The organism is Wolbachia endosymbiont (group A) of Trypoxylon clavicerum (assembly GCF_947251665.1).
Taxonomy (GTDB): domain Bacteria; phylum Pseudomonadota; class Alphaproteobacteria; order Rickettsiales; family Anaplasmataceae; genus Wolbachia; species Wolbachia pipientis.
Window position 1 is genome coordinate 79,300 of sequence record NZ_OX366374.1, and the last position, 26,921, is coordinate 106,220.

Genomic DNA, 26,921 nt, shown 5'->3' on the forward strand with positions numbered 1-26,921 from the left:
AGGGTGCTTTATGTCTCTAAAGAATAAAATTTCTGAGTTAATAGAACAACAATTTAGCATTAAATACCATGACAATTATTTGGCTTACACTATACATAATTGGGCTGCAAGCGAAATATCTGATTCTATTACTTTTTGCATAATTGGTTGTGGAAATTGCAAGATTGGATATCAAGATGTTGCAAAGTCATTCAACATAACAAAAGAAGAAATTGACCAAGGTAATATTGCAAGCATAGAAAGTAAAATAAAAAGTGAAGCTGAAAAATCAGGTAGCAAGTTTTCTGAGTTGATTTCTAGAATGGATCAATCGCTAAAAGAGCAGAGTGAAAAGTCTATTGTACAAATTTTAGATTCATCCGCTGAGGAGATGTTAAGGAGTTTCTGTGATAGCCCTGTACAGTCTCCAGAGCCTCAAGAACCCTCTGCTTCATCTGAAGAGCATGCTACAGAAGGCCCAGAAACTAGTGTTAATTCAGATCTTTTGTCAACCTAATCAACCCCATATATATGTTTTTTTTGTACCCATGCTTTGCGTTTTGGGGTGGAAAGAAAGCACCATTCTTCGTTGCATTTTTCTATCTTCATCACAACAAACTTGTCTATTTTCATAGTAATCTTGCTGTCTACACTCTGTTTTTGATATCCATAAGTATCTTCTTTTACAATCGCGTAGCGCTTATCACTAAGAAGATTGCCTTTTATCCATCCGCAGTCTTCATCTATATCGCAGACCTTTTTCCAACTCCCAAACTCTTCTATCACTTTCAGGGGCAGATTTTTGCAAGTGTATATCCATTTTACAGGATAGTGAAATCCTGGTCCCGTTCTCATGTTGATCTTATTTGATTTTGTTGAAACAAAGTTGCTAGCAAACAAGCTAGGGCTAAATAATAAAAACAATAGGATAATAGTACTGCCCAGTGTCACGCACTGGGATAACGTGAGGGATAGTGTAACAGACTTATTCATCATAATTCACGATTAGGTTGACATAAGATAAAGAGTAAATTAAAAATTGAATAGATCTTTAAATGCAAAATCAATGCCTATAGAAATATTAATGCCTGCTCTTTCACCGACAATGAGCAAAACTGGAGGAAAAATTGTAAAGTGGCATAAAAAAGAACAAGACAAAGTTGAAGTAGGCGATGTAATTGCTGAGATAGAGACTGATAAAGCCATAATGGAGTTTGAATCTATAGATGAAGGAGTTTTAGCAAAAATTTTAGTAACAGAAGGAACAAGTGGCGTGCCTGTAAATCAACCAATAGCTTTAATGCTGGAAGAAGAAGAAGATGAAAGTGCACTTAACAACTATACTTCAACTTCCATCAATAGTGCAGTTAAAAAGGAAGTGACAAAAAGTGCTGTTGATAATCAAAAATCAGAACACCAAGATTTAAACGGAAAGCCAATAAGTTATTCTTCGGTGTCATTCCAGCGCGTGACGCTGGAATCCAACCCCTCAATGTCATCCCAGTGCTTGACACTGGGATCTAGAAAAGAAGAATGGATCCCAGTGTCAGCTACTCAGATGACAGAGGGTTATGCAGAAGGTAGAACAAAAATAAGCCCATTAGCTAAGAAAATAGCTCAAAATGAAGGGGTTAATGTGCAGCAATTAAAAGGTATAGGACCATATGGTCGCATAATTAAGGCTGATGTGTTGGAGTTTTTAGGCAGTGGTATACATACTGAAAGTCCTGAGAAAGATACCATAGTTGAAGTAAGCAACATGCGCCAAGTGATAGCACAGCGCCTGACTGAATCAAAACAGAATGTTCCACATTTTTATTTAACTGTAGACTGCCAGGTTGATAAGTTAATATCGTTAAAAAACGAGATTAACTCAGCAGATGAAAACAATAAAGTAACAATTAATGATCTAATCATAAAAGCTGCAGCTTTCAGCATGAAAAAATTTCCTGATATAAATTCTTCGTGGATAGATAATAAAATACTTAAATACTCGAATGTAGATATTTCAATTGCTGTGGCACTTGAAGATGGGCTAATTACTCCTATAGTAAAAAATGCTGATAAAAAGGGTATTTTATCTATATCAAAAGAAGTGAAAGATTTAGTAAGCAGAGCAAGATCTGGAAAATTGAAACCTGAAGAGTTTCAAGGAGGAGGGTTTACTATCTCCAACTTAGGGATGTTTGGTATAAAAGCCTTCAGTGCTATAATCAACCCACCGCAGTCTTGCATAATGGCAGTTGGTGCATCCAAAAAACAACCAATTGTTATAAATGAGAAAATAGAGATAGCAGAAATAATGACAGTAATACTCTCTGTTGACCATAGGACGGTTGATGGAGCACTCGGAGCAAAATTTTTAAACGCCTTTAAGCATTATATAGAGAATCCTCTGGCGATGCTTATTTGAAACCTGTTAGCATCGTTATTACAAAATTAATACCTCTAAGTTTATAATTCTACTAGTTAATAGGCTTAGAGGTAAAAAAATGAATACTACAGTAGAAAAAAACAATCCAAAAATTTTTCCTAAAAATGAAGGAAAGATTAACTCAAAAGGCATGGTTGCCCCACAGGTAACACCAAGAGCACCAGAGACCAAGTTATCGTTGCAGAATGAGTTAGAAAAAATAGTAAAGCTTAATCCACCTGTTCCTCCAAAATCTTCCCAAGCTAAATTTGCTGGAATAAAAGCGATTTTTGAGCGAAATGCACCTCATTCTCAAGCAAATGATAGTAATAAAACAGTAAGTAGCAATCTTGGAAGAACATTTGGCCCAACAATGCAAAAACTCATGGAAGACAACATTCATAGCACTCCTAACAAACAACGCCGTGATTCAGGGGATAGTGGTATCAGTGATATTAGTAGCAGCACTTCTGATGATGAGGATAGAACAATAAAAGATAAAATGATGGAAAATGTTAAGCAGGATAACCATCAAAAAAGCTTTGATTTACATAAAGTACAAGCAACTGATGAATTAGAAACCGTAAAATTTCTCAAAACGCTAAGCAAGAAAGAAAGAGAAAAACTTGGTTTTTCTCCTAAACAGCAAAATAACCAAAAGGTTGAGACTAGCAAAAAACTTATAATCCACTTGATTGGAATCCAATCTATCAAGGTAAAAAGCTCTTTAGCTTAGGCAATATGTCGAGTAATTCGTCTTCATGTAGTGAAAAAAGCAATATTTCAGATGTAAGCGATAAGTCTAATAATTCAAACATTGTTAGATGTAATATTACTAGGAGTAACAGTAAGGAAGACCTTCGTAAACCTGATGCTTTACATAATGACAAATCTGCAGGTAAAAAATTATCTAATGTCAATGTAAGCGAATTAATCAGAAAGTTTGAACAAGGTAATGACATAGTAAAAGGGCGTTAATCAAATGTTACCCTATCTTTGTATATGTAAAGGTAGGGTATCTTTTCAAAATAGTATATCCTTTATAGCTTTGTTAATTTTTGACTCCCTCTCTGCAAAAGCAGTTTCTAGAGAGGTTTTAAGTTTTTCCCATTCTTCTTGACCATTTAGAACTAAAGATTTATATTCATTTTCAATTTTTTCCAATGCTCTTTGATATGAAAAACCTAATTCCTCATATATATCAATATTTATCGATTGCAGTATTACCAAAAATGAAAACAAATTCGGATCAGGTAATTCTTCTCTTGTGTGATTCAGAAGACACAGCTTTATTTTTTTTACGCAGTATTCTATTGTTTTTAACGATAGTGACAGGCTTTCTGCATAAAATATAAAACTATCTACAATCAAATTTTTTGACTTTTTCGGTAATTTAATATTTTCAAATAGTTCTTTTGTAAATTTTTCTATCGGTTGTTTTGGTAAATGTAAAGAGAGACCAGTAAAAGATTTTAGGTCAAAATTTGGTCCAAGTATTGTGCTGATTGCTCTTTGTACATTACTCTTATCTTTACTTACAGGAATAATGAAAACCAGCCCCTCCACATCAAGCATATACTTTATAGATTCCAAAAAATCGACAACAAATTTAGGACGGCACACATCAAGATTATCCACCATTATATAAATGTTTTTGTCTTTTCTGATTTTATTAACCACATCCGCTAACTGTGTTTTAAAATCTCTAGTACTCTCTTTTCTTCTTTGGAGAAGACTTAATTCACTCAAGACAAAACCTATGTCTTTTTTATCAGCCTCTTTTGCAGCATCAAGAAATACTGAAAGCATAGCAAGTGGAGATTTACTGATCAGCTTTCCTAGTGTGTTTAGAGAAAATAGCTCTTGGTTTATGTTCTTGAACTGTTGTATAACACTTCTTTTTACTTTATACGATACAAATAAATCTTCAAATAGGAAATTTAAAAAAGAAGGCAGTGGTTGGTCCAATGCATTGATATCCCATGCACTATAATAAGCTGCAATTTCATTTTGCTGTTTTAACTCTTTTACCCATTCTTTCAAAAAAAACGTCTTGCCCCATCCATCATATCCTTCCAAAGATATTATTGTAAAAGACTGATCAATTGTTTTAATTATATTGTTAAATTTACCTGAAAATTGCTTATAGTTTAGACGGTCATTTTCCCAAGCCACCACTTTAAGTGGTGGCGCTATTTCTTTCTTTTTGAATGTTATTAGCGATATAAGTTTTTTTAAGCACATGTCTTATTTTATATTTAACTCATATTCTTGTCTTGAAGTAAGTGCTATCCTCAGCGTTCCTTCATCAAGATAGTCAATTTCTCCGCCCATTGGTATGCCACAAGCAAGGCGCGATATTTTCACATTCAAGTCTTTTAGCAATTGAGTTATATATTGTGCAGTAACTTGGCCCTCTAATGTTGGATTAATTGCGATAATTATCTCTTCAATTTTAGACTCCATCACTCTTTTCAGAATAGTATCAAGGTTGAGTTCTTTTGGACCTATGCCATTTATCGCAGACAATCTGCCACCCAAAATATGGTATAAACCTGAATATATACTTCCTTTTTCAAACGCCCATAGATCACCTAATTCTTCTACTACACACAGTAACTTAGTGTCACGTTTTGGGTTAGTACAAATAGAACAAGGTGATTTAGTATCTAGATTTCCGCAAACTTCACACTCTATTATAAGATCTGCTAGCTCTTTAATCAAAGATGCAAGTGGTAGCATAACTTTCTCTTTGTTTTGGAGTAAATGTATAACTAACCTGCGTGATGATGATGGCCCTAAGCTTGGCAATTTAGAGAAAGCATGAACTAGATTTTTTATGTTAATGTTCATCCAATAAATTCAGAATAGGTAGTTAAATGGTAACATCAAACCCTTTGTAAAGAAAGTGGTAAGTTTCTCTTGATCCACTTTGATTAGCTATAGAAAAAATTTTTTACTCTAACGCAAAAAATTACTTCCGCATACTTAAAGCCTGATTATGATAGACTTCTTACATAACCCAAACTAAGTAGAAAAAAGGTATTATCCAAGTAGCTGACACTGGTTCCTTTATGACGGCAGTACCTTCTCCTGTCATCCGAGTAGCCGACTACTTGGATCCAGGAAATTTAACTCTACCAAGTAAATGTACAATAAGAACTAGATTCCAGACTGGAATGACAGCAGTCCTACGTCATACCGCGATTCATTCGCGGTATCTCTAGGCTCTGTGGACAAAAAATATGAAAAGAGAGAAAAAGATGGTAGTTTAGCCTAATAGGTAAAAAATGGAGAAACTACCATATGCAATATTACATCAAAGAGGAAAATTGGAAACAAATTTTAGAGTTCATAAAAAGCGTAAAAGGAATGCACAGCAAAGATGAAAAACGTTTAAGAATATTCATAGAGGCAGTGTGGTACATAGTGCGAAGTGGTTGCCAATGGAGACTTTTACCAAAAACTTATGGTAATTACAGGAGTATACATAAGCGATTTAAAAGATGGTGTGAAAGAGATGTCTGGAAAAAATTGCTTGAATATACTAAACAAGAGCCTGATTTAGAAGTTGCTATAATCGACGGTACGATCATTCGAGCCCATCCATGTTCATCTGGATATACAAAAAACTCCAAGGATCAAGAAGCTTTAGGGAGGAGCAAAGGTGGCTTTACAACTAAAATACATGCGCTTGTCGATGCACTTGGAAATCCACTTAAATTTACTCTGACTCCTGGTCAAAGAAATGAAATTACGCAGGCACAAGTGTTGACCGAAAGTATCTATAACTCTACTGTAGTAGCTGACAAGGGCTACGATAGCAATGCCTTTGTTACAAGTCTTGAAGACAAGGGATGTACAGTAGTTATTCCGCCAAAACGGAATCGAAAAGTGCAAAGGTATTACGATGAGCATATCTACAAAGAACGTCATTTGATTGAGTGTTTTTTTGGTAAAATTAAAAATTTTAGGCGCATTTTTTCCAGATTTGATAAAACTGCTGAGGTTTTTATTGGTTTTCTCAATTTTGTTGGAGCTCTTGTATGGCTTCTCTAAAATTTTGTCCACAGAGCCTAGATCCCGCTAACAAGTAGCGGGATGACGAATTACTTAACCGTCATACCACCGCGAACCGTCATACCGTGATTTATTCACGGTATCTCAGCCGCTAACACGTAGCAACTGTTCTCCCTCGTCATACCGCCGCGGTATCTCAAAGCATAGATCCCGCTAACAAGTAGCGGGATGACGAGGATGACGGTTGTCGTTTAGCTATAAACATTAAGAAATTTACCGAATGAAAAAAAAGGCAAAAGAAGCCCCGTGGTTGGCTAATTACTTACATTATACTTTCAAGTATGGCGTTTTTTTATTCTAAACGCTTAATAACCGCGATTCAGCCGCTTTTAAATGCAACTAACCTAAATTATAAACGTTAAGAAATTTACTAAACAGAAAAAAAGGCAAAAGAAACCCTAGGGTAGCTAGTTATTCACTATCCATTTTTTAAGTTGGCGTTTTTTTATGTTTTAAACGCTTTATAAGCGCGTTTCAGCTTATGTGGGTAGAATTTTTAAAGACATAAGGTGCACATAGTGCAAAAAATTAAACATGAGACGCCAGATACGTGAGTTTTTTTGTCATTTAATCTGTACAGAGAAGATAAATAAATAGCTTCATTCTTATGATAAGGGGGCTGGCGGAGTTTGTCAAGTAGGTTTTTCGTTTCTATGTTGTCAGCTACTTGGATGACGCCAATCTGAGTTGACTACACCAACTCACATTCAGCAAAAAAGAAAGCTATTTCCTTACGAGCGTTTTCTAGACTATCCGAACCGTGTACTCTATTTTCACTAATATCATCAGCAAAATCACCCCTGATTGTGCCTTTATCTGCCTGCTTTGGATCGGTAGCTCCCATGATTTGTCTGTATTTACTTACTGCATTTTCACCAACTAAAACTTGAACTATCACAGGACCAGAAGTCATAAATTCCACTAACTCCCCAAAAAAAGGTCTATCTTTATGAATTTCATAAAATAGCTCTGCTTGTTTTTTTGTCAGTAACATCATTTTTTGTGCTATAATCTTCAGCCCAGAGCTTTCAATATATGAATTTATCTTGCCTGTAATATTATTTTTTACTGCATCAGGTTTTAAGATTGAAAGTGTCTTCTCAATTGCCATATTATTTCCTTATATAGAATAGTACATTTATAGATTTATTTTATTACAAATTTTAATTTCATAGAAGTGATTTTTTATCTATAATTAAAAACAAACCATCAAGGGAGTATTGTATGCATACTTGTTGTAAAAAAACTAATGAAAAACCTGAATCTACTACCAAACAACCGGTTGAAACTGAATCTACCGCTAAAAAATTGGTCAATAACTTAAAGTCATCAATTTTTTGTGGAACAAAAGGGTTTTTGACTTTTAGTTTGGCATTTTTAAGTTATTTGGAATATAGCTCACATCATAATACAAAATTAAAAGAAGGTGCTGCCTTTGCAATGAAAAGGAATACTATTCCATTTCTTGAAATGATAATCATAGTACCGCTTGTTTGCCTTGCATTCACTGGTCTTCTACAATGCGCACTCGTATGCGCTGCCTTAATGATAGCTACATGTTTTATTGTCAGAACTTTTAGTCTACGTGAAAAGTTATTAGAAAAACAAACAGGTTGCTCAAAAGAAACAGTGAGTAAGGAATTTAAAAAAGATTCCATAAAATTCCCTATTTTTGATCAAAATAGAAAGCATATTGAGTATAATTCGCCTAACCAAGTGGGTGAGTCAAGTAACACCTCTTTTTTCGTTGCATTTTTAGTTTTTCCTCTGAAGATTCTTCAAAGTTGTATCATGCTATCTTTAGCTGCTGTTGAACTTCTTGAAATCGTGCCAAGTCTTCTTGTCGATACGTTTTTCGATTGGAGCTTCACATTCACCAAGAGTAACCTGCAGAGGTCTGGCCATTTGTTGTATGCCAGTGTGAGAAATTTAGTGCCTATAACTAAATTTGATGAGCCTATAGCTGAGTTTATAGGCACCCCAAAAGCAACTTGTTGCGGAGCCTGAATGTGCCTCTTTTCTGTTATTTAAGTGTATTCTATTTTGTCATTCCAGTCTGGAATCCAGCACTTTCACACAATTTCATCGAGGACGTTGTTTTCACATAACGCTTTTATACTTACCAATTTAGTAAAATCCTGGATCCCAGTGTCGGAGCGCTGGGATGACACCATCTTAGTAGAAATAGCCCTCAAATCACAATGTTGTTGTGCATCACGCGCTGGAACGACGGCAAAAAGTAACCTTGTAGTTTTAACAATTATTTGCAAAAGACCAAATGAAAAAGGCTGTCATTTTATTTAACCTTGGTGGACCTGACTCACTGAATGCAGTCCGTCCTTTTTTATTCAACCTTTTTTATGATAGAAGAATAATAAGTCTACCAAACCCTTTTCGGTTTCTTTTAGCAAAGTTTATATCTGCAAAACGAGAAAATACTGCACAAAAAATATACGAGGAAATTGGAGGTAAATCGCCAATTCTGGAGAATACAAAAATGCAAGCTGAAACGCTTGAACAAGAACTTAACAAACCTGTCTTTTGTCATCCCAGTGCCCAGACACTGGGATCTAGAAAAAAAAACTGGATTCCAGCGTCACGCGCTGGAATGACACCAAAACTAACCAAAGTATTCATCTGCATGCGCTATTGGCATCCATTTGCTGACGAAGTTATTAAAAGTGTAAAACAATTTGATCCTGATGAAGTAATTTTGCTGCCACTATACCCTCAATATTCAACTACCACAACTTTATCATCCATCGAAAATTGGCAAAAAAATGCTAAAAACCATGGTCTAAAGTGCAATATAAAAATAATTCACCATTATTATAATAACGAAGACTTTATTAAAGCTCACGCTAATTTAATAGCTAAGCATTACAAATTAGCCAGCAGAATCGATAAGCCAAGAGTCCTATTTTCAGCCCATAGCCTTCCTCTTAGTGTTATTAAAAAAGGCGACCCTTACGCTTCACAGGTGGAAGAAACAGTAAGACTAATAGTAGAAAAGCTAGCTATCAATAACTTAGATTGGTCAATATGTTATCAGAGTAAGATTGGTCCTGTAAAATGGCTAGAGCCAAGCACTGAAAGTGAGCTATTACGCGCAAAAGCTGATGGTGTACCTGTAGTTCTATCACCTATGTCTTTTGTTTCTGAGCATTCAGAAACACTTGTGGAACTTGATGTAGAATATAAAGCAATTATCAAGGATGGATATTACTTTCGCGTGCCAACTCTCAGTATCGATCCCTTGTTTATTAAATGCTTGGCTGATTTATGCATAAATCTTCCTTAAGATCCTGATTTATAGTGCTTTTCTTTTAGGATTTTATGTGATAGAATAACAGAAAGTTATTATTTTATTAACTATTTCATGCCAAGTAAGCTAAAAAAGAAATCGAGCACGTTCACACAAAGGGTACACGCTGCCCATAACCATGATCTCAGAAAGATGTATTGTATTGCAGTAGGTTTAACAGCCCTATTGTGTAAGATTTCACTGCAATTTTGCTGTGAGTTTATTGACAATAACAGACCCAGTATTTCTGCTGTATCAGATATTGCCAAGTTAATAAAATTACCAACATCAGCATTATATATTCTTCATTCCGGACTCAGCTTGGCTGGATATAGACCTCAAGATGATAAAAATGAACCTAAAAAATCAGTACAGGTTGTAGGTAGCTTGGCCTTCTTGACACACTGTATCATAGGAATATTGATGCAGACAAAAATCATTCATTTCTTAGCTGGAAACAATAAAGATATAATAAGTTATATTGGTTTAACATCAACAGTCCTATTTCTATTTTCAGAATTCATAAGCTGTTATTATACATGGAAGAAGTATCTGGATAATAAGGATCCTAAAAAGTCTGCTGAATATGGGAAGGACGTTATTTTCAGCACAATAACTTTGTCATTGGGCTTGTTAAGCTTCATATTAAAAAGAATGGAAACTGCAACCATACCAATAGATTTGGGTAGTGGTATAATCTATAATTTCAACTTAAGCGTAACAGTTAGTATAATATTAAGTCTAGCATATTTAATATCAAATATCGATAAGTTCGTCAATCAACCGGTTAATAGTACTGATCCTTCTACTGGACTTGATAACACTCACCCTACTCAGCACAATGACACCACTGTGGAAGTAGGTTAGAGGTGAAAAGATTTTATTTCTACTGCCAACGCTAGTACTGCCAATTTGCTAACAATACTCCAAAGTGACAGAATTTTACCTTCCACAACCTGGCTAACATCATGAAACTCACAGTCAGTGGCATTCAAGCTAGAATATACATCTTTCCTGCTATTGCATCGGTATAAGTAACATGTTGGAGTATTTCCTATATAGTATATTAGCGGTTCTGCAGAACTGCTTTTAAATATGTCAATGGTTGGTACGCCTTCTTGTATAATAACGCTATTGATTGCTATTCCTTCTTTTATCTTTTTCATTTTATGACGCTTTTTTTTATTGAGGTTTAATATTTCCTCTCCACTTGTTACTGTTATAATGCCCATCCCATATGTGCCATTGCTTGCTTTGATAAAAACGTAAGGTTGTGTTTTTATTTCATGTTCCTCATATTTTTTTTGCACTAGAGACAATATTTGGTCAACTTTAGTTGCTACTGCTCCTAGTGACGAATCATCATCAAAATCAACTCCATCACAGCTCTCTGTAAGCACAGAAATAAGCCATGGGTCGATTTTAAATTCGCTACAAAATTCGGACGCTAATTCTTGATAGATTTCAAAATACTTAGATTTCTGTCTGCTATGCCAACCGTATAGTGGGCTTGGTACTATATCTTGCTTTACGTCTTTTAGCGTGTCTGGAATGTGGCTCGTCATATCACGGTTCAGTATAATAACATCAGGCACAAATCCTGAAGTTGTCTTTAATAGAGAGGTTTCCTTCACAATAGCTTCATACGGTTCTATTAAATTGTATACTTCATTATGTAAAAGACCAATTCTAGTTTCAAAACCTGCGAGTTGCAGTACTTTCTCTATAACAAATACGTTTTCTATATACATTTTATTGCGTGTATAATTTTCCGGTATTATCAGAACCTTTTTATATTGTTTTTTTTCAAAGTAGCTTTTTATTGATCTTGCCGCCACCGTTCTTGATTCTTCACTTAAGTTATTGAACCCCGCAGGAAATAAATTAGCGTCTACTGGAACGATTTTATAGCCAGAGTTTCTAAGATCTATAGAGCTATAAAATGGCAATGTAAGGCCGTTAAATTTTGCTTCGAACCAATTATTTATACTTTTTTCCAAATTTGGGTGAATTATGTTTTGCATCTGCACTTTAAATGTTATAAGGAAGGTATTATATTATAAGCTATAATTAAACATATTTAGCAAATTTGACTGAAGATTAAAGTATAATGAGATTCTTATTTAAAGTGATAGAAAAATGATTCAACACGATAACAATAAAATGTACGGAACTACTATACTGTCAATTAGAAAAGATAAAAGCGTAGTAGTAATAGGTGATGGACAGGTTTCAATGTGCCACACTGTTATAAAATCCGGAGCAAAAAAAGTTAGGCGTCTTTCTGGTGATTCTGTAATTGCCGGTTTTGCTGGAACAACAGCCGATGCATTTACTCTCTTTGAAAGACTAGAATCTAAACTTGACAAGCACCCAGGACAATTAATGAGAGCATGTGTTGAACTTGCAAGAGACTGGAGAATGGATAAATATCTGAGGAAATTAGAGGCTATGATGATCGTTGCAGATAAATCTATTTCATTAGTAATTACGGGAACAGGTGATGTTCTTGAGCCTGAAGATGGAGTCGCAGCTATTGGCTCTGGGGGAAATTTTGCTCTATCTGCAGCAAGAGCTTTAATTGATATTAAAGGAATATCAATAGAGGAAATTGCGAAAAAGGCTATGAAGATAGCTGCCGATATATGTGTTTATACAAATCATAATGTAATTATTGAAAAAATAGAGGAGTGATATGTCTTCCAAGCAAAAAACTTTATGCACTAATTTTTCCAATCAGCCTATAACCCTTTCAGAAGGGCAGTCTTGTAGTAGTGACACCTACGATGAAAAAAATGACCTCTATAAAGATACTAAGAGTGGTTTTGATTCAAATGAAAGCGATGTTCAAGTTAATGACAGTACTCAAGTTTTGTTAGATGACCTGCCACCACAGAAGATAGTTAAAGAATTGGATAGATTCATAATCGGACAGGATGACGCAAAGCGTGCTGTTGCTATTGCGCTCAGAAATCGTTGGCGTCGCAATCAGGTTCCATTTCCATTGCGTGATGAAATCATACCTAAGAATATATTGATGATCGGTCATACAGGAGTTGGTAAAACTGAAATAGCTCGCCGCTTAGCAAAACTTGCCGGTGCACCGTTTATAAAAATTGAGGCAACGAAGTTTACTGAAATAGGATACGTTGGACGTGACGTTGATTCGATAATACGCGATTTAGTTGATGCAGCAATAGTTTTAGTTAAAGAGAAAGCCCGTAAAGCCTTAGCTAAAAAGGCTTTAATTTTAGCTGAGAAAACAATAGTAAACTCTATGGTAGGCGAAGATGCAACCGAAGAGAGTAAAAAAATTTTTAGAGAAAGGTTGAGGAATAAAGAGTTTGAGGACGGAGAAGTTTCTATTAACGTCAGAGAGAGCAAGAGTATGTTACCTACTTTCGATATACCAGGCATGCCAGGTGGGCAAGTTGGTGTGATGAATGTAACAGAAATAATGGGCAAGATGTTTAACGGGAGCAAAAAAACAAAAACTATTACGGTGAAGGTAAAAGAAGCGCGTGAAATATTAATTAATGAAGAAAGTGAAAGGCTAATGGATGAAGATAAAATAATCAAAGAAGCCATTGATCTTGTTAGTAATGATGGTATAGTATTTTTGGATGAAATAGACAAAATTGCAGCGCGTACAGAAGTAAAAGGTGAAGTAAACAGAGAAGGAGTGCAACGCGATCTGTTACCATTACTTGAAGGAACAACTGTTACAACTAAGTATGGCCATGTAAAAACAGACTATATATTATTTATTGCATCTGGTGCTTTTCATCAGTCTAAACCATCTGACCTCTTACCGGAATTGCAGGGCAGATTACCGATCAGGGTAGAACTTAAGGCACTTACTCAAGAGGATTTAATAAGAATATTAAAGGAACCAGAATCTAGTTTGTTAAAGCAGTACATAGCTTTAATGAAAACAGAAAATGTGACGCTTAAGTTCACTGATGATGGTATAAAAACCATAGCTGAAATAGCGTTTACAGTTAATAGGCAAGTGGAAAATATAGGCGCAAGAAGGCTTCACACTGTCATGGAGAAGCTTTTAGATGAAATAAGTTTCATTGCTTCTGAGAAAAATAGCGAAGAATTCATTATAGACAGCAAGTATGTAAAAGATAAACTTGAATCAATTTCGAAGCAATTGGATTTATCTAAGTTTATACTTTAGGAAAAACGAAAAGCCTACTTTAAGTAGTATAGAGAGTGTTCAGAAGATTAGCCAGTAGACCTAAAATTTCAGCTATATTCTTTAGGCTATTTTTCAACAGTAGAATGGTGTGCTGCGACCTCTTGCTTAACATCTAAGCTTAAGTCAATTATTGAGATATTTTCTTCATCATAATCTATGTCTTTTATTAACATATCGTCAGTAATAGTCAAAAGGTCAGGCGGAGAAAGAATAGTTCTTTTATTACCAGCTCTCATTCCCACAACTCCAAGCTCTATAGCAAGTGGTATTTTTTTATCGCCAACCCTAAATTGCACTGTTTGATCTTTGACTATATATTCCCCATTATGCTCCTTTACGCTATATTTAACCGATATCTCATCACCGCACCTTACTTGTTTTCCAGTCTTGTTAATTAAGTCATTAAAAACCATCAGATTATTTACTGAGTCGGGATATTTATCCTTTACTTCGATCAGTTTGACGTAATAAGAATTAAAATTCATTTTGTTATCATTGGCAATAGTAACTACACGCTCTCCGCCTTCTTTCATACCTATTACCCCTAAACTCACTTCTTTTAGGTCATCTTGACCTATTTTCAAAGTAACATCGGAAACTCTGCTAGGGAGTGTTGCTGAGTTATTATTAGAAATTTTATATATTTGCAATAGGACTTCCAGGCCACAGAAAGCCTTGCTGCCACTGCCTTCAGTAATTTCATAAAAATTTATCGAATCTTCTTCTTTTTGCTGCGTCATTTCTTCTAAATATTCTGTTAGCCCATGCTTTTCAATATAGCGGTCAAGTGCTGATTCAAGTATTGGCTTCACTAGGTAATGTGCTATCGTCTGTATCAAACCACCATGCGTGGCATTTATCTCATAAAGCTTGTCCTTTTTTTCCGGTTTACCTTTGTTTATATAGACAATAGTAAACACAAAAGCAGAAGTTAAAGTGAGAATCATTACTACGGAAATAAGCATTTGTAATATAATTTTTCTAACCATCTTTCTTTACTTGATTCAATAAATCATATAAATAATTAGTACCCCCTGAAAGCGCACTCAAATTATCCAAGCCTTGTTTAAAGAGGCCGTCTATATAGTCCTCTACTTCACTTTTACCAAGTACAGACATAAGATTATTTGTTTTATCTTGTTCGTAGTCTTCAATATCATCCTTAGCTTGAAAGATAAGCCCTAGATTTATTCCATAGTTATATAATGCTCTCCGTTGTTCATCTGTAGCACCCCCTATTATAGCACCTATTTCACATGAAGCTGCAAATAGTTTTGCGGTTTTCATCAAATGAATTTCTTTTATTTTATCAGCTTGGCCCGACGTCATTCCAGCGTTATACATACAGCCGTACGAATGTTGTGGTTTTAAGGTAGAAAGGGTGTCATGCAAGTAGCTGACACTGGAATCCATTTCATGTTCAGCTCCACCATCGCATGGCTTTTTGCACGAAATGCTTGTAGGCAAAGCCTTCTGGATCCCAGTGTCCGCTACTTGAATGACAGAGGGTTGGGGGCTAAAATCTATATGCTCACTGTTAATATCTAAAGCCTGTCCTCCCACCATTCCCCTCATTCCTATTGCCTGAGAAAGAACTTTTATGATCTCACAGCGTTTCTCATTTAACGAAGATAATACCTCAAAAGCCAGAGTAAGTAGTGCATCTCCGGCAAGCACTGCTGTTGCTTCATCAAATTTTTTATGGCAGCTTAGCTGGCTTCTGCGAGTATCACTGTTGTCCATGCATGGTAAATCATCGTGAATTAGAGAGTAAGCATGAACAAATTCAATGGCTGCAGCAACTGATATTACTTTTTTAGCTTCCACGTTAAACACTCGCGATGAAGCTACGACTAAAAAGGAGCGTATATGTTTTGCAGGAGCAAGGAGTATATAACGCATAGCTGATATAAGCTTATTCTCGCTATTTTCTGGTAAAAGTTTATTTATTTCTACAATAAGTAAATTTTTTGTTGTTTCGTCTAGCATTTTTGAATTGTTAATTGTTTAGCACGTAACGCTAGCCAGCTAGGGCAGTAGAAAACTTTACTGTAGTTTACCAGTTATAAAAGATATTGCAAACATAAAAATTTTTTATAACATCAAAGAATAGGTTATTTTTTTGGTAAGAAATGTGAATAGCGAACTAGCAAAGAGCACTAGAGAAGACATAGAAGAAAAAGTGAAAAAGATTATACTAGAGCACATTAGTAAGGATGTAGAGAAATTCAACAGCTCTTCAAAGCTTTCGGAGCATGGTACAGACAGTTTAGATGCAGTTGAAATCATCATGGCAGCAGAAGAAGAGTTCGGAATAGAAATTCCAGATGAAGATGCACAAAAAATGGAAACTATGGAGCAAATAGTTGAGTACATTAATAATAAAAAAGGCTAATAGTTAGTGTTAAATGAGCAAAAGAGTAGTAGTCACTGGTGTTGGTTTAATCACTCCACTAGCGGCAGATGTTGACAACACTTGGTCAAGGCTAATAAAAAGTGAGTCTGGCATAAAAGCAATCAATACAGATAGATTTGACTCTTCTGATCTTGCTTGCAAGGTTGCAGGGCAGGTGCCGTTGCAATCAGACAACATTAAGCACCATTTCAATCCACTAGATTATATTTCTGAGAAAGACTCAAAAAGGACAGATCGTTTTATCCATTACGGTATTGCAGCAGCTATTCAGGCAGTAGATGATTCATTAATTTTGGAAAGCCAAAATATCAATCGGGAACGTGTTGGTGTGACTATTGGCTCTGGTATAGGTGGTCTTCCGTCAATTCAGGAAAATGTTATTACCATACAGGAAAAAGGGCCCAGACGTGTCAGTCCATTTTTTGTCCCTGCAAGTCTAATAAATTTGATATCTGGCCATATTTCTATTAAATACGAATTTACAGGTCCAAACGATTCAGCAGTAACCGCATGTGCAACAGGTGCGCATGCAATCATAAACTCAGCAAGAACTATAAAACTTGGTGAAGCGGATGTTATGATTGCAGGTGGAGCAGAAAGTGCACTGTGTAGAGTTGGAATTGCAGGTTTTGCATCTATGAAGGCGTTATCAACTAAATTTAACGATAAACCGGAAGAAGCTTCAAGGCCATGGGATGAAGAACGCGATGGATTTGTCATGGGTGAAGGAGCAGGTATATTGGTGCTGGAGGAATACGAACATGCAAAAAAAAGGGGGGCAAAAATACATGCTGAACTGGTTGGGTACGGACTCACAGGAGATGCGCACCACATTACAGCACCACATCCAGAAGGAAGAGGCGCATTTAAGGCAATGCAGCTTGCTTTAAAGAGTGCACAAATTAATCCCGATCAAGTAGGGTATATCAATGCACATGGAACTTCAACACCACTTGGAGATAAAATTGAAGTAATAGCAATGAAACAGTTATTCGGTGACTACGTTTATAAAATACCTGTTTCTTCAACTAAATCTTCTATAGGACATTTACTTGGTGCTGCAGGGAGCGTTGAAGCAATATTCAGTATTCTTGCGTTAAATAATGGAATTATTCCGCCAACCTTAAATTTACATAAACCTTCAGAAGAATGTGATTTAAATTTTGTACCGTTTAAAGCTCAGGAGCATAAAATTCAATATGCGCTTTCTAATTCGTTTGGTTTTGGTGGCACTAATGCATCGCTCATCTTTGGACAAGTGTAATCAATTCTGCTGCTGAATAGCTAAAATGTACGAACATTATGATCTGTGATAGCTATATTATCTGTAATTTGCCTTTTACTGTCGATTTACTATACTTATTTGGTAAGATCTAGCTTAATTAAATGCACAAGATATTAATAAGAAATAACTACAAACCCCTGGTTGGAAAAATCAAGATCAATGGTTCAAAGAATGCTATTTTACCAATAATGGCAGCAAGTCTATTGAGTAGCTTCCCGGTAATTTTGCATAATGTACCTGATTTAATTGATGTGCATCTAATGTCTAAGTTGCTTGAAAGTCTTGGAGCAGAAGTAAACTTTATGCACAATAAAAATTATAAAGCGAACCATACTTTGAAAATTGACTGCAGCAATATCAACAATCACGTGATGCCATATAAAACCGCAAGTAAGCTAAGAACTTCTTTTCTAATATTGGGTCCAATGCTTAGTAGATTTGGTAAAATCACAACAGTCTTTCCTGGTGGATGCAATATCGGAAAGCGTCCCGTTGATATGCATATCAAAGCATTAGAAGAAATGGGAGCTAAAATTGAAGTTGAAGGCTGTAATATAATTGCAACAGTGAAAGGAAAGCTACAAGGAAAAGAAGTTACACTTGAGAAAATAAGCGTTGGTGCAACAGAAAATATAATAATGGCAGCAACACTTGCAGAAGGAGTGACAATAATAAACAATGCTGCAACAGAGCCGGAAGTTCTTGATTTAATAGAGTTCCTAAAGAAAATGGGTGCTAATATTGAGATTAGTGATACAAGGATCACAATAACAGGAGTTGAAGCATTAAATGGATGTGTTCATAAAATAATACCAGATCGCATAGAAGCAGGCACCTATGCACTAGCTGCTATAATAACCGGTGGTAAGTTGGAGTTAGAAGGAGTAAGTCTATCTGATATAAGATGTATTGTGAATGAATTGAAAGCTATAGGGGCTAATGTTGAACCATATAATGAGGGGGTTATGATTTCCAGAAAAAATTGCTCTATTAGGTCTGCTAACATTGCAACAAACCCTTATCCAAATTTCCCCAGTGATATGCAACCACAACTGATGTCTGCAATGTGCATCGCTGATGGGATATCAGTAATTGAAGAGAACATTTTTGAAAACAGATTTGCACATGCAGATGAATTGAGAAAGTTAGGCGCTAATATCAGCATTGAGAAAAGCAAAGCTACTATAAGTGGAATAAAAAGCTTATCTGGAGCTAATCTATGTGCCACTGATTTAAGGTCAACAGCAGCTTTGATACTTATTTCTTTGGTAGCCAGTGGAGAAACTATAATAAACAATTCGCATCATTTATGGAGAGGATATGAAGCAATGCACGAAAAACTCAATTCATGTGGAGCTGATATCTCCATTTCATCTTGAGGACATACTATGAATGAAACAACTAAACGAGTCACAGTGAAAGAAATAGATGAAATTCTGTACGAGGAGCATAAGGTACTAGATCATGGATTTATTCGAGTAATGGATTATATGGGCTCTGATAGCGCTATAGTTCAAGCTGCTCGTGTTTCTTATGGCAAGGGAACAAAACAGATAAGTCAGGATGAAGCACTTATAAAGTATTTAATGAGACATCATCATACAACTCCATTTGAAATGTGTGAAATTAAGTTTCACGTGAAACTTCCAATTTTTGTTGCAAGGCAATGGATAAGGCATAGAACTGCAAATGTGAATGAATATTCAGCAAGGTATTCAATACTTGATAATGAATTTTATACACCTAAACCAGAACAAGTTGCAAAACAATCTGACAATAATAAACAAGGTAGCGGGGAAGCTTTTGATCCAGATACCTCAAAGGAAATAATAGATTCTCTAACAAATGACTCTAATTTAGTATATTCTCATTATGAAAAATTTATTGAGCAGGGGCTTGCAAGAGAAATTGCCCGAACTAACCTAATGCTTAATTACTACACGCAATTTTATTGGAAAATAGACCTGCATAATCTCCTTCATTTTTTGAAGCTTAGAGCTGATAAGCATGCCCAATATGAAATCAGAGTTTATGCAGAAGTTATGCTGGATATAATAAAGAAGTGGGTCCCATTGGCCTACAATGCCTTTGTTGAATATTGCCTAGAATCAGCTTGTATTTCAAGAACTGGTTTAGACATAATTCGTAAATTAATTAAAGGGGAAAACGTTACTAGAGAAGAAAGTAATATTGGTAAAAGAGAATGGGACGAGCTGATGTCTATACTTGATAAACAATCTTAAAGACAAAGGCATACGCGTCAATCTCCTCTGTCAGTTAACTCTCGTTCACCAGATTGAATCTTGCTTTTTACATCACATTAACTCATCACTTTTATAGAACATCTCATTAAAATCATTTAGAGTTCCAAAATCCTGACCCTTGATAAACAGGTGATCATTAGCAACATGTGCTTCATCAAGAGACCTGCTGCAAAAGGTGATTGAAAAAATGATGTGAGAGGGGTAGAAGAAGAATAAGCAGATCAAGTAAGGAAAAAAAATGAGCTTTAGTTACTATAATATGAAAAAACACCCAAGAAACTTTCGTAATATAACAGGTTTAAGTATAGAGGAGTTCGAAAAAGTAGTAGAAAAAGTGAGGTCTGGATGGAAAAAACTTGAAAAACAGAAAAAGTGTCATGGTAGAAGATCAAAACTACCAACTCTGGAAGATAAGTTGTTTTGCGTAATTTTGTACTATCGCACTTACATAACACATAGATTTTTAGGATGCCTATTCAATGTGCACAACGCAAATGTATGTAGGTTACTTAAGAGAATAGAGCCATTACTCGCCAAAAAAGTGACTATAACAAAAGATAGAAGTATGACGCCAGAAAAAATACTGAAGATTTTGGCTGATGTTACAGAACAGCAAATACAGAGGCCAGAAGATAGTAAAAAACGGAAGAAATCATATTCAGGAAAAAAAAGAACCAACACTATGAAAACTGAGATTATTATCGAAGAAGGAGGAAGAATTTTATCAGTGTCAAAGTCATACCGTGGTAGAATTAGTGATTTTCGCATAAGGAAACAAGAAAAATATTTACCACTTGATAGCATAAAACATGCTGATTCTGGATATCAAGGTTGGCAAAAATTGCAAAGCAATGTTATAATTCCATATAAAAAGTATCGTAAAAAGCCATTAACTCCAGAGCAGAAAGAGCATAATAGAAGGTTAGCATCATTTAGAATGAGAGTAGAAAATAAGATCCGAGAGATAAAGATATTTAAGATTATGTCGAATGTTTATCGCAATTTTCAGAAAAAATATAACTTGAGGTTCAATATTATTGCTGGTATTGTAAATCTTAAGCACGCCTTTTAGTTAACCTTGATTTTATTCACCCTCCTTTCCTTTTTTTTATCGCTTGATTCGCAGCAGGTCTTATGAAAAATGTGTTAAACGTTAAGATTTTCTCTGTACCGATTCATCTATATTGCCAAGCTTAATAAAGTTACAAGCTCTTTAAAACAATGTTAAACTCAATCACTATGGCAAAAACAGTTGACGTATTACTACCACTTCCAATTGATCAGTTATTTTCATATGCAATTGAGGAAAATACTGAGATTTTACTTGGAGATTACGTAGTGGTGCCATTTGGCAAAAAACGCTTAATCGGAATAGTTTGGAAATACAGTGATAAAAGTAACCGAGAATTAAAATTTATTGAGCAAAAAATCGATTTACCAAATATTAGACCAAAATTGATTGCATTTGCAGAGTGGGTTGCACAATACAATTTAATACCTATTGGTATGCTTGCCAAAGTGATAATGGGAGGAGTGTTAAAAGTAAATCACATAGATAAATTGGTTTGTGTTGAACAAAAGCAGGAAACAAGTGAAATAAGTTGCCAATTAAGCCCTGAACAGCAGATAGCTAGTGATAAAATAATCAGCAATTTGAACGAATATTCAGTGACTTTGCTTGACGGTGAGACCGGGTCTGGAAAAACCGAAGTTTATCTCTCTGTGATTGCACAATTGATTAAGAATTACACTGCCGTTCCAAATGCTGCTCAGACTTTACCATCCCAGTGCCCAGAGACACAACTGTACGAACATTGTGATTTGGGTCTACCAAGAGGGTGTTATCCGAGTAGCCTGACACTGGGATCCAGTTTTTCATATAACCTCATTACAAATGTTTATTTTAACTTAAGACCAATACCTAATTTACAGTCAAAATTCCTGGATTCCAGTGTCAAGCACTGGAATGACACCTTTGTACTCAAGGCAAAACCCACTGTAACATTTATCATACCGTCTTTGCCACGTACTAGTATGACACCAGAACATGTTGAAATGACATCAGGAGAAGGTAATGCACAAGTTTTAATCCTCCTACCTGAAATTGTTTTAACTTCACAATTGGTAAATCGTGTTCGCGGTCAGATATCAAAAAACTTAGTTGAATGGCACTCAGGGCTTACTCCAAAAACTCGCCGGAATAATTGGCTCAGTATAGCGAATGGAAATGCGCAGATAATTATTGGTGCACGGTCAGCGCTTTTTTTGCCTTATAAAAACCTAAAATTGATTATCGTTGATGAAGAGCACGACTCATCTTTTAAACAAGAACAGGGAATTATATATAATGCTCGAGATATGGCGATAATCTTAGCCAAATTTGAAAATATTCCGATTATTTTATCATCAGCTACTCCACTGCTTGAAACGATTCATCATGTTAAAAACGGGAATTACAATCATGTAAAGCTAACTAAACGATTTGGTGGTGCAGAATTGCCACTCATTAAAGTAGTGGATATGAGGAACAACAAGCAATGGATCTCCTCTGAGCTTTTTGAAAGCATCAAACAAACCATAGAGAAAAAACAGCAGGTTATGCTTTTTCTAAACCGCAGAGGGTATGCACAACTGGCAATTTGTAAAAAGTGTGGATATAAAATTTCCTGCTTAAATTGTGCTGTTTGGCTTACATATCACAAGAAAAAAAATGCTCTTTTGTGCCATCATTGCTCTTATCAATTAAAACTTCCAGAGAAATGCTCTAATTGCCAAAGTGAACAGCCATTGTCCCTCTACAGCATAGGAATTGAAAGGTTGCTTGAAGAAATGGTGAAATTAATACCAAACGCAAAAACTGCGATGATAAGCAGCGATCAGAAGTCGGTTAGTAACGTAATTGACTTAGTGTTGAAAGAAGAGGTGAACATTATAATCGGCACACAAATAATTGCTAAAGGGCACAATTTTCCCAAATTAACTTTGGTTGGAGTAATAAATGCAGATTTGAGTCTCGAAAATTCTGATTTAAGAGCAGCGGAAAAGACGTATCAATTATTGCACCAAGTTGCAGGCAGATCAGGAAGGTTTAATGAAAAAGGAGTGGTAATAGTGCAAACCAATAACCCTGAAAGTTCAATAATAAAAGCATTGCTGCATCAAAAAAGGGACTCATTTTATGAAATTGAACTTAAGTCAAGACGTGAAGCCAAAATGCCACCATTTAGCAGATTAATAGCGCTTATAATTTGTGGTAAGAATCAGATTGCGACACAAAAAGCAGCGAATGAAATAGTAAAATCTCTTCTCCGTCATTCAAGTAGCTCAACTACTTGTATCCAGGAAAAAAATGTAGGTGCAGACAAAAAGGAATTTGAAATTCTCGGCCCATCACCAGCAGCGATAAATTTTTTAAATAATAAGTATCGGTATAGGGTGTTGCTAAAAATACACAATAAACACAGTTTATCTATACAAAAAAAGCTGAAATATTGGATTAAAAATTGTAACTTGAATTCGAGTATTGCAGTGATAATAGATGTTGATCCTGTGAGTTTTTTTTAACAAGTTCCGTTAAGCCTTCTTGCCAATTACCACAACATTCTCACTGGGAAAAAAATAATCAGGTACAGTCATATTTTTTGGTGCGGGTCCCCCAATTACTCGGCCTGATGTGTCATAATATGAACCGTGGCAAGGACAGAACCAACCATTACCATCTCTTGTAGCGTGGTCAACCGGTACACACCCAAGGTGTGTACATATTCCGATCATGATTAACCATTCGTCTTTTCCTTCGCGTACTCTTTGATCATCTGACTCAGGGTCCCTCAAGTTCTTTACATTCACAGCTCTTGCAGTCTCAATTTCTTGCTTTGTGCGTCTACGAATGAATACTGGTTTACCTTGCCACTTTACTTTTACTCCGTGTCCTTCCTGGATTCCAGACAAATTCACCTCCACTGTGGAAGTTGCTAAAACTTCAGCAGAAGGATTCATAGACTTAACCAGTGGCCAAAGTCCACTTGCAGCTCCTATACCTGCCATAGCGCATGTAGTTAATGTTATAAAATCTCTCCTACTCTTATTTTTAGTAAGATCTTTAACAGGAGGTGTTTTTTTATCCTCTTTGTTTGCCAGTGGTTTTTTATTTTTAGTTAAATTTTTGTCCATTGATCTTTACTCAGCCATAAGTATATATTTTAAATTAAATACTGTGTATTAATCAACAAAAACTTGCGCTTTTTGTTTAACCTATACTACGGTTAAGAAGCGATAGAGTTTTCAACTTCAGAAATACTATCTTCAGTGGAATCAGGATCTTCAATTTTCGCTACTGACACCACCTTTTCTCTACTTTCTGTTTTAAATAGAGTTACTCCCTGAGTGCTACGTCCTGCAATCCTGATATCATTTACTGAAATACGAATTAACTTTCCTTTATCTGTAATAAGCATTATATTATCACCCTGCTCAACTGGAAAACTAGCAACAACATTACCATTTCTGCTAGTAGTAAGAATATTGGTGATACCAACACCACCCCTGTTAGTTACTCTATACTCATACGCAGAAGTTCTTTTACCAAAGCCATTTTCAGTAATAGTTAATATAAACTCCTCATTCACTGCAAGTTTTAAGAATAATTCGTTATCTATTCCTAAATCATTTAAAGTCTTTTCCAATTTAGAATCAATGGAGTTATTAATTGCAGTTCCCAGTCTTTTTGCAAGTGGAACTTTTAAGTAAAGTTCTTTTGTTTCTGTTGCTACACCTATCCCATTTAATATGGTCATGGATATCACGCTGTCATTCTTTGCAAGTTTGATACCTCTTACGCCATCTGAATTGCGACTTTTAAATTGACGCACATCACTTACAATAAATCTGATACTTTTGCCGAATCTTGTTGAAAGAAAAACATGATCAATTGCATTGCATACTTTAACCGATATTAATTTGTCTCCTTCATCGAGCTTTATTGCTATTTTTCCATTGCTTGGAATATAGTGAAAGTCCGCTAAGGAGTTACGCCTTATGTTTCCATAGGCAGTAGCAAAAACTATGTTTTGATTCTCATCATTTTCACTTGGCAACGGCATGATATTAGTTATAGTTTCACCATCGCTAAGCGGGAATATATTAACAAGCGCTCTTCCACGTGCAGTTGGCTCTGCAAGAGGTAATTTATAAACTTTTAATCTATAAACTCGACCAATGTTAGAGAAGAACAAAACACTAGTGTGGGTATTCCCAACAAACAATTTTGTGGTTACATCCTCTTCTTTTAATCCTTGTCCTAGCTTTCCTTTTCCACCACGACGCTGAGTTCTATAATGAGAAAGCTTCACACGCTTGATATAACCATTCATAGTTACGGTTATCACCATATCCTCTTGTGGAATTAGATCTTCAGCTTCAATGTCCGTATCTGATTCCTCTATTGCAGTCTTTCGTGGTACGGCAAATCTGTTCTTTATTTCTTGTAAATTGTTTTTTATTTCTTTCATCAACTTCTCTTCTGAGCCAAGAAAAGCGATATATTCTTTTATCAGGTTGATCATTGAACTTAGCTCAGCTTCTAATTTGTCTTTTTCAAGGCCTGTTAAACGCTGCAGTTTCATATCAAGGATAGCCTTAATTTGTAGCTCAGTTAATCTATACACTCCATCTTTCAAAAAACTTGCGCTATCTGAAATCAACTCAATAATAGTGTTGATTTCATTCGAAGTTTTCCATTCTTTATTTAAAAGTTCTCTACTTGCTTCCGCAGGATCTTTTGCACCGCGGATGATTTTTATCACTTCATCTATGCTGAGGACCGCAATGTAGAGCCCTATATATATATGAGCTTTTTCTCTCGTTTTTCTTAGACGAAATTCTGTTCTCCTGATTAACACTTCTTTTCTAAAGTCAACAAAAGCAGCTATGATTTCTTTTAACGACATCAAAGCAGGCCTGTTGTTATTGAGCACTAAAGTGTTAACACTAAAACTGCTTCTTAATGGAGTAAGTCCCAATATTTGATTAAGTATAAAACTTGCTTCAGCATTTCTTCTGAGGTCAATTACTACTCTAATACCAGACTTATCGGACTCATCCCTAATCTCTGTTATGCCATCAATTCTTTTTTCTTTTACAAGCTCACCTATCTTCTCAATTAATTTTACTTTATTTACTTGGTAAGGTATTTCATCAATCACTATTGCTTGCCTATCTTGCGGCAGGTCTTCTATGTGAGTCTTGCCTTGCACAACAATTGATCCACGACCTGTGGCAAACGCTGATCTTATTCCAGACCTGCCAAGAATTGTTCCCCCAGTTGGGAAATCCGGCCCTGGCATCACTTCAAGTAACTCATCCAAAGTCACTTCAGGATTATCTACATATAACATACAAGCATCTATTATTTCTCCAAGGTTGTGAGAAGGAATATTGGTTGCCATACCAACTGCAACACCACTTGCACCGTTTACCAATAGATTCGGAAACTCTGCAGGCAGCACAACAGGCTCTGTTTCATTTCCATCGTAGTTTGGCCTAAAATCAACTGTATCTTCATCAATATCATTCAGTAAAAAGTGCGACACTTTTTGAAGTCTTGCTTCTGTGTATCGCATTGAAGCTGGTGGATCTCCGTCTATCGAACCAAAGTTACCTTGCCCATCAACAAGTGGTAAAAGAAGAGAGAAATCTTGGGCCATTCTAACCAAGGAATCGTAAATAGCTGCATCACCATGTGGGTGATATTTCCCCATTACGTCCCCAACTATACGAGCTGCTTTTTTATATGGCTTACCGGCATCGAATCCAGCTCTTGACATTGCATATAATATGCGCCTATGAACAGGTTTAAATCCATCCCGCACGTCAGGTATAGCACGGCTTATGATAACGCTCATTGCGTAGGAGAGATAAGAATCTTCCAGCTCTTTTACTATTGAGATTGGTACTATATTATCCTGCATTTTCT

The 26,921-nt window shown here is 35.7% G+C and carries 26 protein-coding genes; 16 read left to right on the forward strand and 10 right to left on the reverse strand.

Annotated features, from left to right (window positions below; translation table 11 throughout):
* Positions 1-10: 10 nt before the first annotated feature.
* The gene (locus OPR60_RS00360) at positions 11-496 is read left to right on the forward strand and encodes a WBM0748 family T4SS-associated protein (protein WP_265039660.1); all 486 of its coding nucleotides are present in this window, start codon (positions 11-13) and stop codon (positions 494-496) included.
* Here the strand turns inward: OPR60_RS00360 and OPR60_RS00365 are convergent.
* A complete protein-coding gene (locus OPR60_RS00365) occupies positions 493-972 on the reverse strand; it encodes an SH3 domain-containing protein (RefSeq protein WP_245610993.1) in 480 nt (159 codons plus the stop codon). The two genes, OPR60_RS00360 and OPR60_RS00365, sit on opposite strands and share 4 nt — an antisense overlap.
* Before the next feature lie 73 nt (positions 973-1,045).
* Here OPR60_RS00365 and OPR60_RS00370 point away from each other — a divergent pair, with 73 nt between their 5' ends.
* The 3 genes from OPR60_RS00370 (at position 1,046) to OPR60_RS00380 (ending at position 3,370) form a co-directional block, all read left to right on the forward strand.
* Positions 1,046-2,392, forward strand: coding sequence for a pyruvate dehydrogenase complex dihydrolipoamide acetyltransferase (locus OPR60_RS00370; protein WP_265040300.1), 1,347 nt, complete (start codon positions 1,046-1,048; stop codon positions 2,390-2,392).
* A gap of 79 nt (positions 2,393-2,471) precedes the next feature.
* On the forward strand, positions 2,472-3,128 hold the full coding sequence (locus OPR60_RS00375; protein ID WP_265039661.1) for a hypothetical protein: 657 nt from the start codon (positions 2,472-2,474) through the stop codon (positions 3,126-3,128).
* A 5-nt stretch (positions 3,129-3,133) separates the two neighbouring features.
* A complete protein-coding gene (locus tag OPR60_RS00380; protein WP_265039662.1) occupies positions 3,134-3,370 on the forward strand; it encodes a hypothetical protein in 237 nt (78 codons plus the stop codon).
* 45 nt (positions 3,371-3,415) lie between these two features.
* On the opposite strand, the gene OPR60_RS00385 is transcribed toward OPR60_RS00380, so the two are convergent.
* Both OPR60_RS00385 and recR read right to left on the reverse strand, forming a co-directional pair.
* A complete protein-coding gene (locus OPR60_RS00385) occupies positions 3,416-4,636 on the reverse strand; it encodes a KAP family P-loop NTPase fold protein (RefSeq protein ID WP_065094767.1) in 1,221 nt (406 codons plus the stop codon).
* Positions 4,637-4,639: 3 nt separating this feature from the next.
* Positions 4,640-5,239, reverse strand: coding sequence for a recombination mediator RecR (gene recR, locus OPR60_RS00390; RefSeq protein ID WP_174525397.1), 600 nt, complete (start codon positions 5,237-5,239; stop codon positions 4,640-4,642).
* Between the two features lie 459 nt (positions 5,240-5,698).
* Between recR and OPR60_RS00395 the strand changes: the two genes are divergently transcribed.
* The gene (locus OPR60_RS00395; RefSeq protein WP_265039632.1) at positions 5,699-6,451 is read left to right on the forward strand and encodes an IS5 family transposase; all 753 of its coding nucleotides are present in this window, start codon (positions 5,699-5,701) and stop codon (positions 6,449-6,451) included.
* Between the two features lie 712 nt (positions 6,452-7,163).
* On the opposite strand, the gene ndk is transcribed toward OPR60_RS00395, so the two are convergent.
* Entirely contained in the window at positions 7,164-7,583 is a 420-nt protein-coding gene (gene ndk / locus OPR60_RS00400; RefSeq protein ID WP_065094769.1) for a nucleoside-diphosphate kinase, read from the reverse strand.
* Between the two features lie 113 nt (positions 7,584-7,696).
* Here ndk and OPR60_RS00405 point away from each other — a divergent pair, with 113 nt between their 5' ends.
* Positions 7,697-8,479 (forward strand): hypothetical protein, encoded by a 783-nt coding sequence (locus tag OPR60_RS00405; protein ID WP_265039663.1) that lies wholly within the window; start codon positions 7,697-7,699, stop codon positions 8,477-8,479.
* A gap of 65 nt (positions 8,480-8,544) precedes the next feature.
* Here OPR60_RS00405 and OPR60_RS00410 read toward each other — a convergent pair whose 3' ends face one another.
* Positions 8,545-8,742, reverse strand: a complete 198-nt coding sequence (locus tag OPR60_RS00410; protein ID WP_156517966.1) for a hypothetical protein — start codon at positions 8,740-8,742, stop codon at positions 8,545-8,547.
* 8 nt (positions 8,743-8,750) lie between these two features.
* On the opposite strand from OPR60_RS00410, the gene hemH reads away from it, so the two are divergent.
* Complete coding sequence (gene hemH / locus OPR60_RS00415) at positions 8,751-9,773, forward strand: ferrochelatase (RefSeq protein ID WP_265039664.1); 1,023 nt, start codon at positions 8,751-8,753, stop codon at positions 9,771-9,773.
* Positions 9,774-9,851: 78 nt separating this feature from the next.
* Positions 9,852-10,643: a hypothetical protein gene (locus OPR60_RS00420; RefSeq protein ID WP_065095282.1), complete on the forward strand. Its 792-nt coding sequence runs from the start codon at positions 9,852-9,854 to the stop codon at positions 10,641-10,643.
* Here OPR60_RS00420 and gshA read toward each other — a convergent pair.
* Entirely contained in the window at positions 10,640-11,800 is a 1,161-nt protein-coding gene (gene gshA, locus OPR60_RS00425) for a glutamate--cysteine ligase (RefSeq protein ID WP_065094464.1), read from the reverse strand. The two genes, OPR60_RS00420 and gshA, sit on opposite strands and share 4 nt — an antisense overlap.
* Positions 11,801-11,915: 115 nt before the next feature.
* Between gshA and hslV the strand changes: the two genes are divergently transcribed.
* Both hslV and hslU read left to right on the forward strand, forming a co-directional pair.
* The gene (gene hslV / locus OPR60_RS00430; RefSeq protein ID WP_065094463.1) at positions 11,916-12,470 is read left to right on the forward strand and encodes an ATP-dependent protease subunit HslV; all 555 of its coding nucleotides are present in this window, start codon (positions 11,916-11,918) and stop codon (positions 12,468-12,470) included.
* Position 12,471: 1 nt separating this feature from the next.
* Positions 12,472-13,962 carry an ATP-dependent protease ATPase subunit HslU gene (hslU, locus tag OPR60_RS00435; protein WP_265039665.1) on the forward strand — a complete coding sequence of 497 codons (1,491 nt, stop codon included), beginning with the start codon at positions 12,472-12,474 and terminating at the stop codon, positions 13,960-13,962.
* An 86-nt stretch (positions 13,963-14,048) separates the two neighbouring features.
* On the opposite strand, the gene OPR60_RS00440 is transcribed toward hslU, so the two are convergent.
* Both OPR60_RS00440 and OPR60_RS06955 read right to left on the reverse strand, forming a co-directional pair.
* Positions 14,049-14,972, reverse strand: a complete 924-nt coding sequence (locus OPR60_RS00440; protein WP_065094461.1) for an FKBP-type peptidyl-prolyl cis-trans isomerase — start codon at positions 14,970-14,972, stop codon at positions 14,049-14,051.
* Positions 14,965-15,972, reverse strand: a complete 1,008-nt coding sequence (locus tag OPR60_RS06955) for a polyprenyl synthetase family protein (protein WP_265039666.1) — start codon at positions 15,970-15,972, stop codon at positions 14,965-14,967. The genes OPR60_RS00440 and OPR60_RS06955 overlap by 8 nt, the downstream gene beginning before the upstream one ends.
* A 145-nt stretch (positions 15,973-16,117) precedes the next feature.
* On the opposite strand from OPR60_RS06955, the gene acpP reads away from it, so the two are divergent.
* The 6 genes from acpP to priA all read left to right on the forward strand — a co-directional run bounded on the left by acpP (position 16,118) and on the right by priA (position 23,512).
* A complete protein-coding gene (gene acpP, locus OPR60_RS00450) occupies positions 16,118-16,378 on the forward strand; it encodes an acyl carrier protein (protein WP_006279836.1) in 261 nt (86 codons plus the stop codon).
* A gap of 13 nt (positions 16,379-16,391) precedes the next feature.
* On the forward strand, positions 16,392-17,663 hold the full coding sequence (gene fabF, locus OPR60_RS00455; RefSeq protein ID WP_265039667.1) for a beta-ketoacyl-ACP synthase II: 1,272 nt from the start codon (positions 16,392-16,394) through the stop codon (positions 17,661-17,663).
* A 122-nt stretch (positions 17,664-17,785) separates the two neighbouring features.
* A complete protein-coding gene (gene murA / locus OPR60_RS00460; protein ID WP_065094458.1) occupies positions 17,786-19,063 on the forward strand; it encodes a UDP-N-acetylglucosamine 1-carboxyvinyltransferase in 1,278 nt (425 codons plus the stop codon).
* A 9-nt stretch (positions 19,064-19,072) separates the two neighbouring features.
* A complete protein-coding gene (thyX, locus tag OPR60_RS00465; RefSeq protein ID WP_065095284.1) occupies positions 19,073-19,927 on the forward strand; it encodes an FAD-dependent thymidylate synthase in 855 nt (284 codons plus the stop codon).
* Positions 19,928-20,207: 280 nt separating this feature from the next.
* On the forward strand, positions 20,208-21,020 hold the full coding sequence (locus OPR60_RS00470) for a transposase (RefSeq protein ID WP_265040287.1): 813 nt from the start codon (positions 20,208-20,210) through the stop codon (positions 21,018-21,020).
* A gap of 167 nt (positions 21,021-21,187) precedes the next feature.
* On the forward strand, positions 21,188-23,512 hold the full coding sequence (gene priA / locus OPR60_RS00475) for a replication restart helicase PriA (RefSeq protein ID WP_406829562.1): 2,325 nt from the start codon (positions 21,188-21,190) through the stop codon (positions 23,510-23,512).
* A gap of 9 nt (positions 23,513-23,521) precedes the next feature.
* Here priA and petA read toward each other — a convergent pair whose 3' ends face one another.
* Entirely contained in the window at positions 23,522-24,121 is a 600-nt protein-coding gene (petA, locus tag OPR60_RS00480; protein WP_065094455.1) for a ubiquinol-cytochrome c reductase iron-sulfur subunit, read from the reverse strand.
* A gap of 92 nt (positions 24,122-24,213) precedes the next feature.
* On the reverse strand, positions 24,214-26,916 hold the full coding sequence (gene gyrA, locus OPR60_RS00485; protein ID WP_065094454.1) for a DNA topoisomerase (ATP-hydrolyzing) subunit A: 2,703 nt from the start codon (positions 26,914-26,916) through the stop codon (positions 24,214-24,216).
* Between the last annotated feature and the right edge of the window lie 5 nt (positions 26,917-26,921).

Excerpts from the sequence above, each read along its gene's own strand:
- OPR60_RS00360 (WP_265039660.1), top strand. The coding sequence starts at position 11 with ATGTCTCTAAAGAATAAAATTTCTGAGTTAATAGAACAACAATTTAGC.
- OPR60_RS00365 (WP_245610993.1), bottom strand. The coding sequence starts at position 972 with ATGAATAAGTCTGTTACACTATCCCTCACGTTATCCCAGTGCGTGACA.
- OPR60_RS00370 (WP_265040300.1), top strand. The coding sequence starts at position 1,046 with ATGCCTATAGAAATATTAATGCCTGCTCTTTCACCGACAATGAGCAAA.
- OPR60_RS00375 (WP_265039661.1), top strand. The coding sequence starts at position 2,472 with ATGAATACTACAGTAGAAAAAAACAATCCAAAAATTTTTCCTAAAAAT.
- OPR60_RS00380 (WP_265039662.1), top strand. The coding sequence starts at position 3,134 with ATGTCGAGTAATTCGTCTTCATGTAGTGAAAAAAGCAATATTTCAGAT.
- OPR60_RS00385 (WP_065094767.1), bottom strand. The coding sequence starts at position 4,636 with ATGTGCTTAAAAAAACTTATATCGCTAATAACATTCAAAAAGAAAGAA.
- OPR60_RS00395 (WP_265039632.1), top strand. The coding sequence starts at position 5,699 with ATGCAATATTACATCAAAGAGGAAAATTGGAAACAAATTTTAGAGTTC.
- ndk (WP_065094769.1), bottom strand. The coding sequence starts at position 7,583 with ATGGCAATTGAGAAGACACTTTCAATCTTAAAACCTGATGCAGTAAAA.
- OPR60_RS00405 (WP_265039663.1), top strand. The coding sequence starts at position 7,697 with ATGCATACTTGTTGTAAAAAAACTAATGAAAAACCTGAATCTACTACC.
- hemH (WP_265039664.1), top strand. The coding sequence starts at position 8,751 with ATGAAAAAGGCTGTCATTTTATTTAACCTTGGTGGACCTGACTCACTG.
- OPR60_RS00420 (WP_065095282.1), top strand. The coding sequence starts at position 9,852 with ATGCCAAGTAAGCTAAAAAAGAAATCGAGCACGTTCACACAAAGGGTA.
- gshA (WP_065094464.1), bottom strand. The coding sequence starts at position 11,800 with ATGCAAAACATAATTCACCCAAATTTGGAAAAAAGTATAAATAATTGG.
- hslV (WP_065094463.1), top strand. The coding sequence starts at position 11,916 with ATGATTCAACACGATAACAATAAAATGTACGGAACTACTATACTGTCA.
- hslU (WP_265039665.1), top strand. The coding sequence starts at position 12,472 with ATGTCTTCCAAGCAAAAAACTTTATGCACTAATTTTTCCAATCAGCCT.
- OPR60_RS00440 (WP_065094461.1), bottom strand. The coding sequence starts at position 14,972 with ATGGTTAGAAAAATTATATTACAAATGCTTATTTCCGTAGTAATGATT.
- OPR60_RS06955 (WP_265039666.1), bottom strand. The coding sequence starts at position 15,972 with ATGCTAGACGAAACAACAAAAAATTTACTTATTGTAGAAATAAATAAA.
- fabF (WP_265039667.1), top strand. The coding sequence starts at position 16,392 with ATGAGCAAAAGAGTAGTAGTCACTGGTGTTGGTTTAATCACTCCACTA.
- murA (WP_065094458.1), top strand. The coding sequence starts at position 17,786 with ATGCACAAGATATTAATAAGAAATAACTACAAACCCCTGGTTGGAAAA.
- thyX (WP_065095284.1), top strand. The coding sequence starts at position 19,073 with ATGAATGAAACAACTAAACGAGTCACAGTGAAAGAAATAGATGAAATT.
- OPR60_RS00470 (WP_265040287.1), top strand. The coding sequence starts at position 20,208 with ATGAAAAAACACCCAAGAAACTTTCGTAATATAACAGGTTTAAGTATA.
- priA (WP_406829562.1), top strand. The coding sequence starts at position 21,188 with ATGGCAAAAACAGTTGACGTATTACTACCACTTCCAATTGATCAGTTA.
- petA (WP_065094455.1), bottom strand. The coding sequence starts at position 24,121 with ATGGACAAAAATTTAACTAAAAATAAAAAACCACTGGCAAACAAAGAG.
- gyrA (WP_065094454.1), bottom strand. The coding sequence starts at position 26,916 with ATGCAGGATAATATAGTACCAATCTCAATAGTAAAAGAGCTGGAAGAT.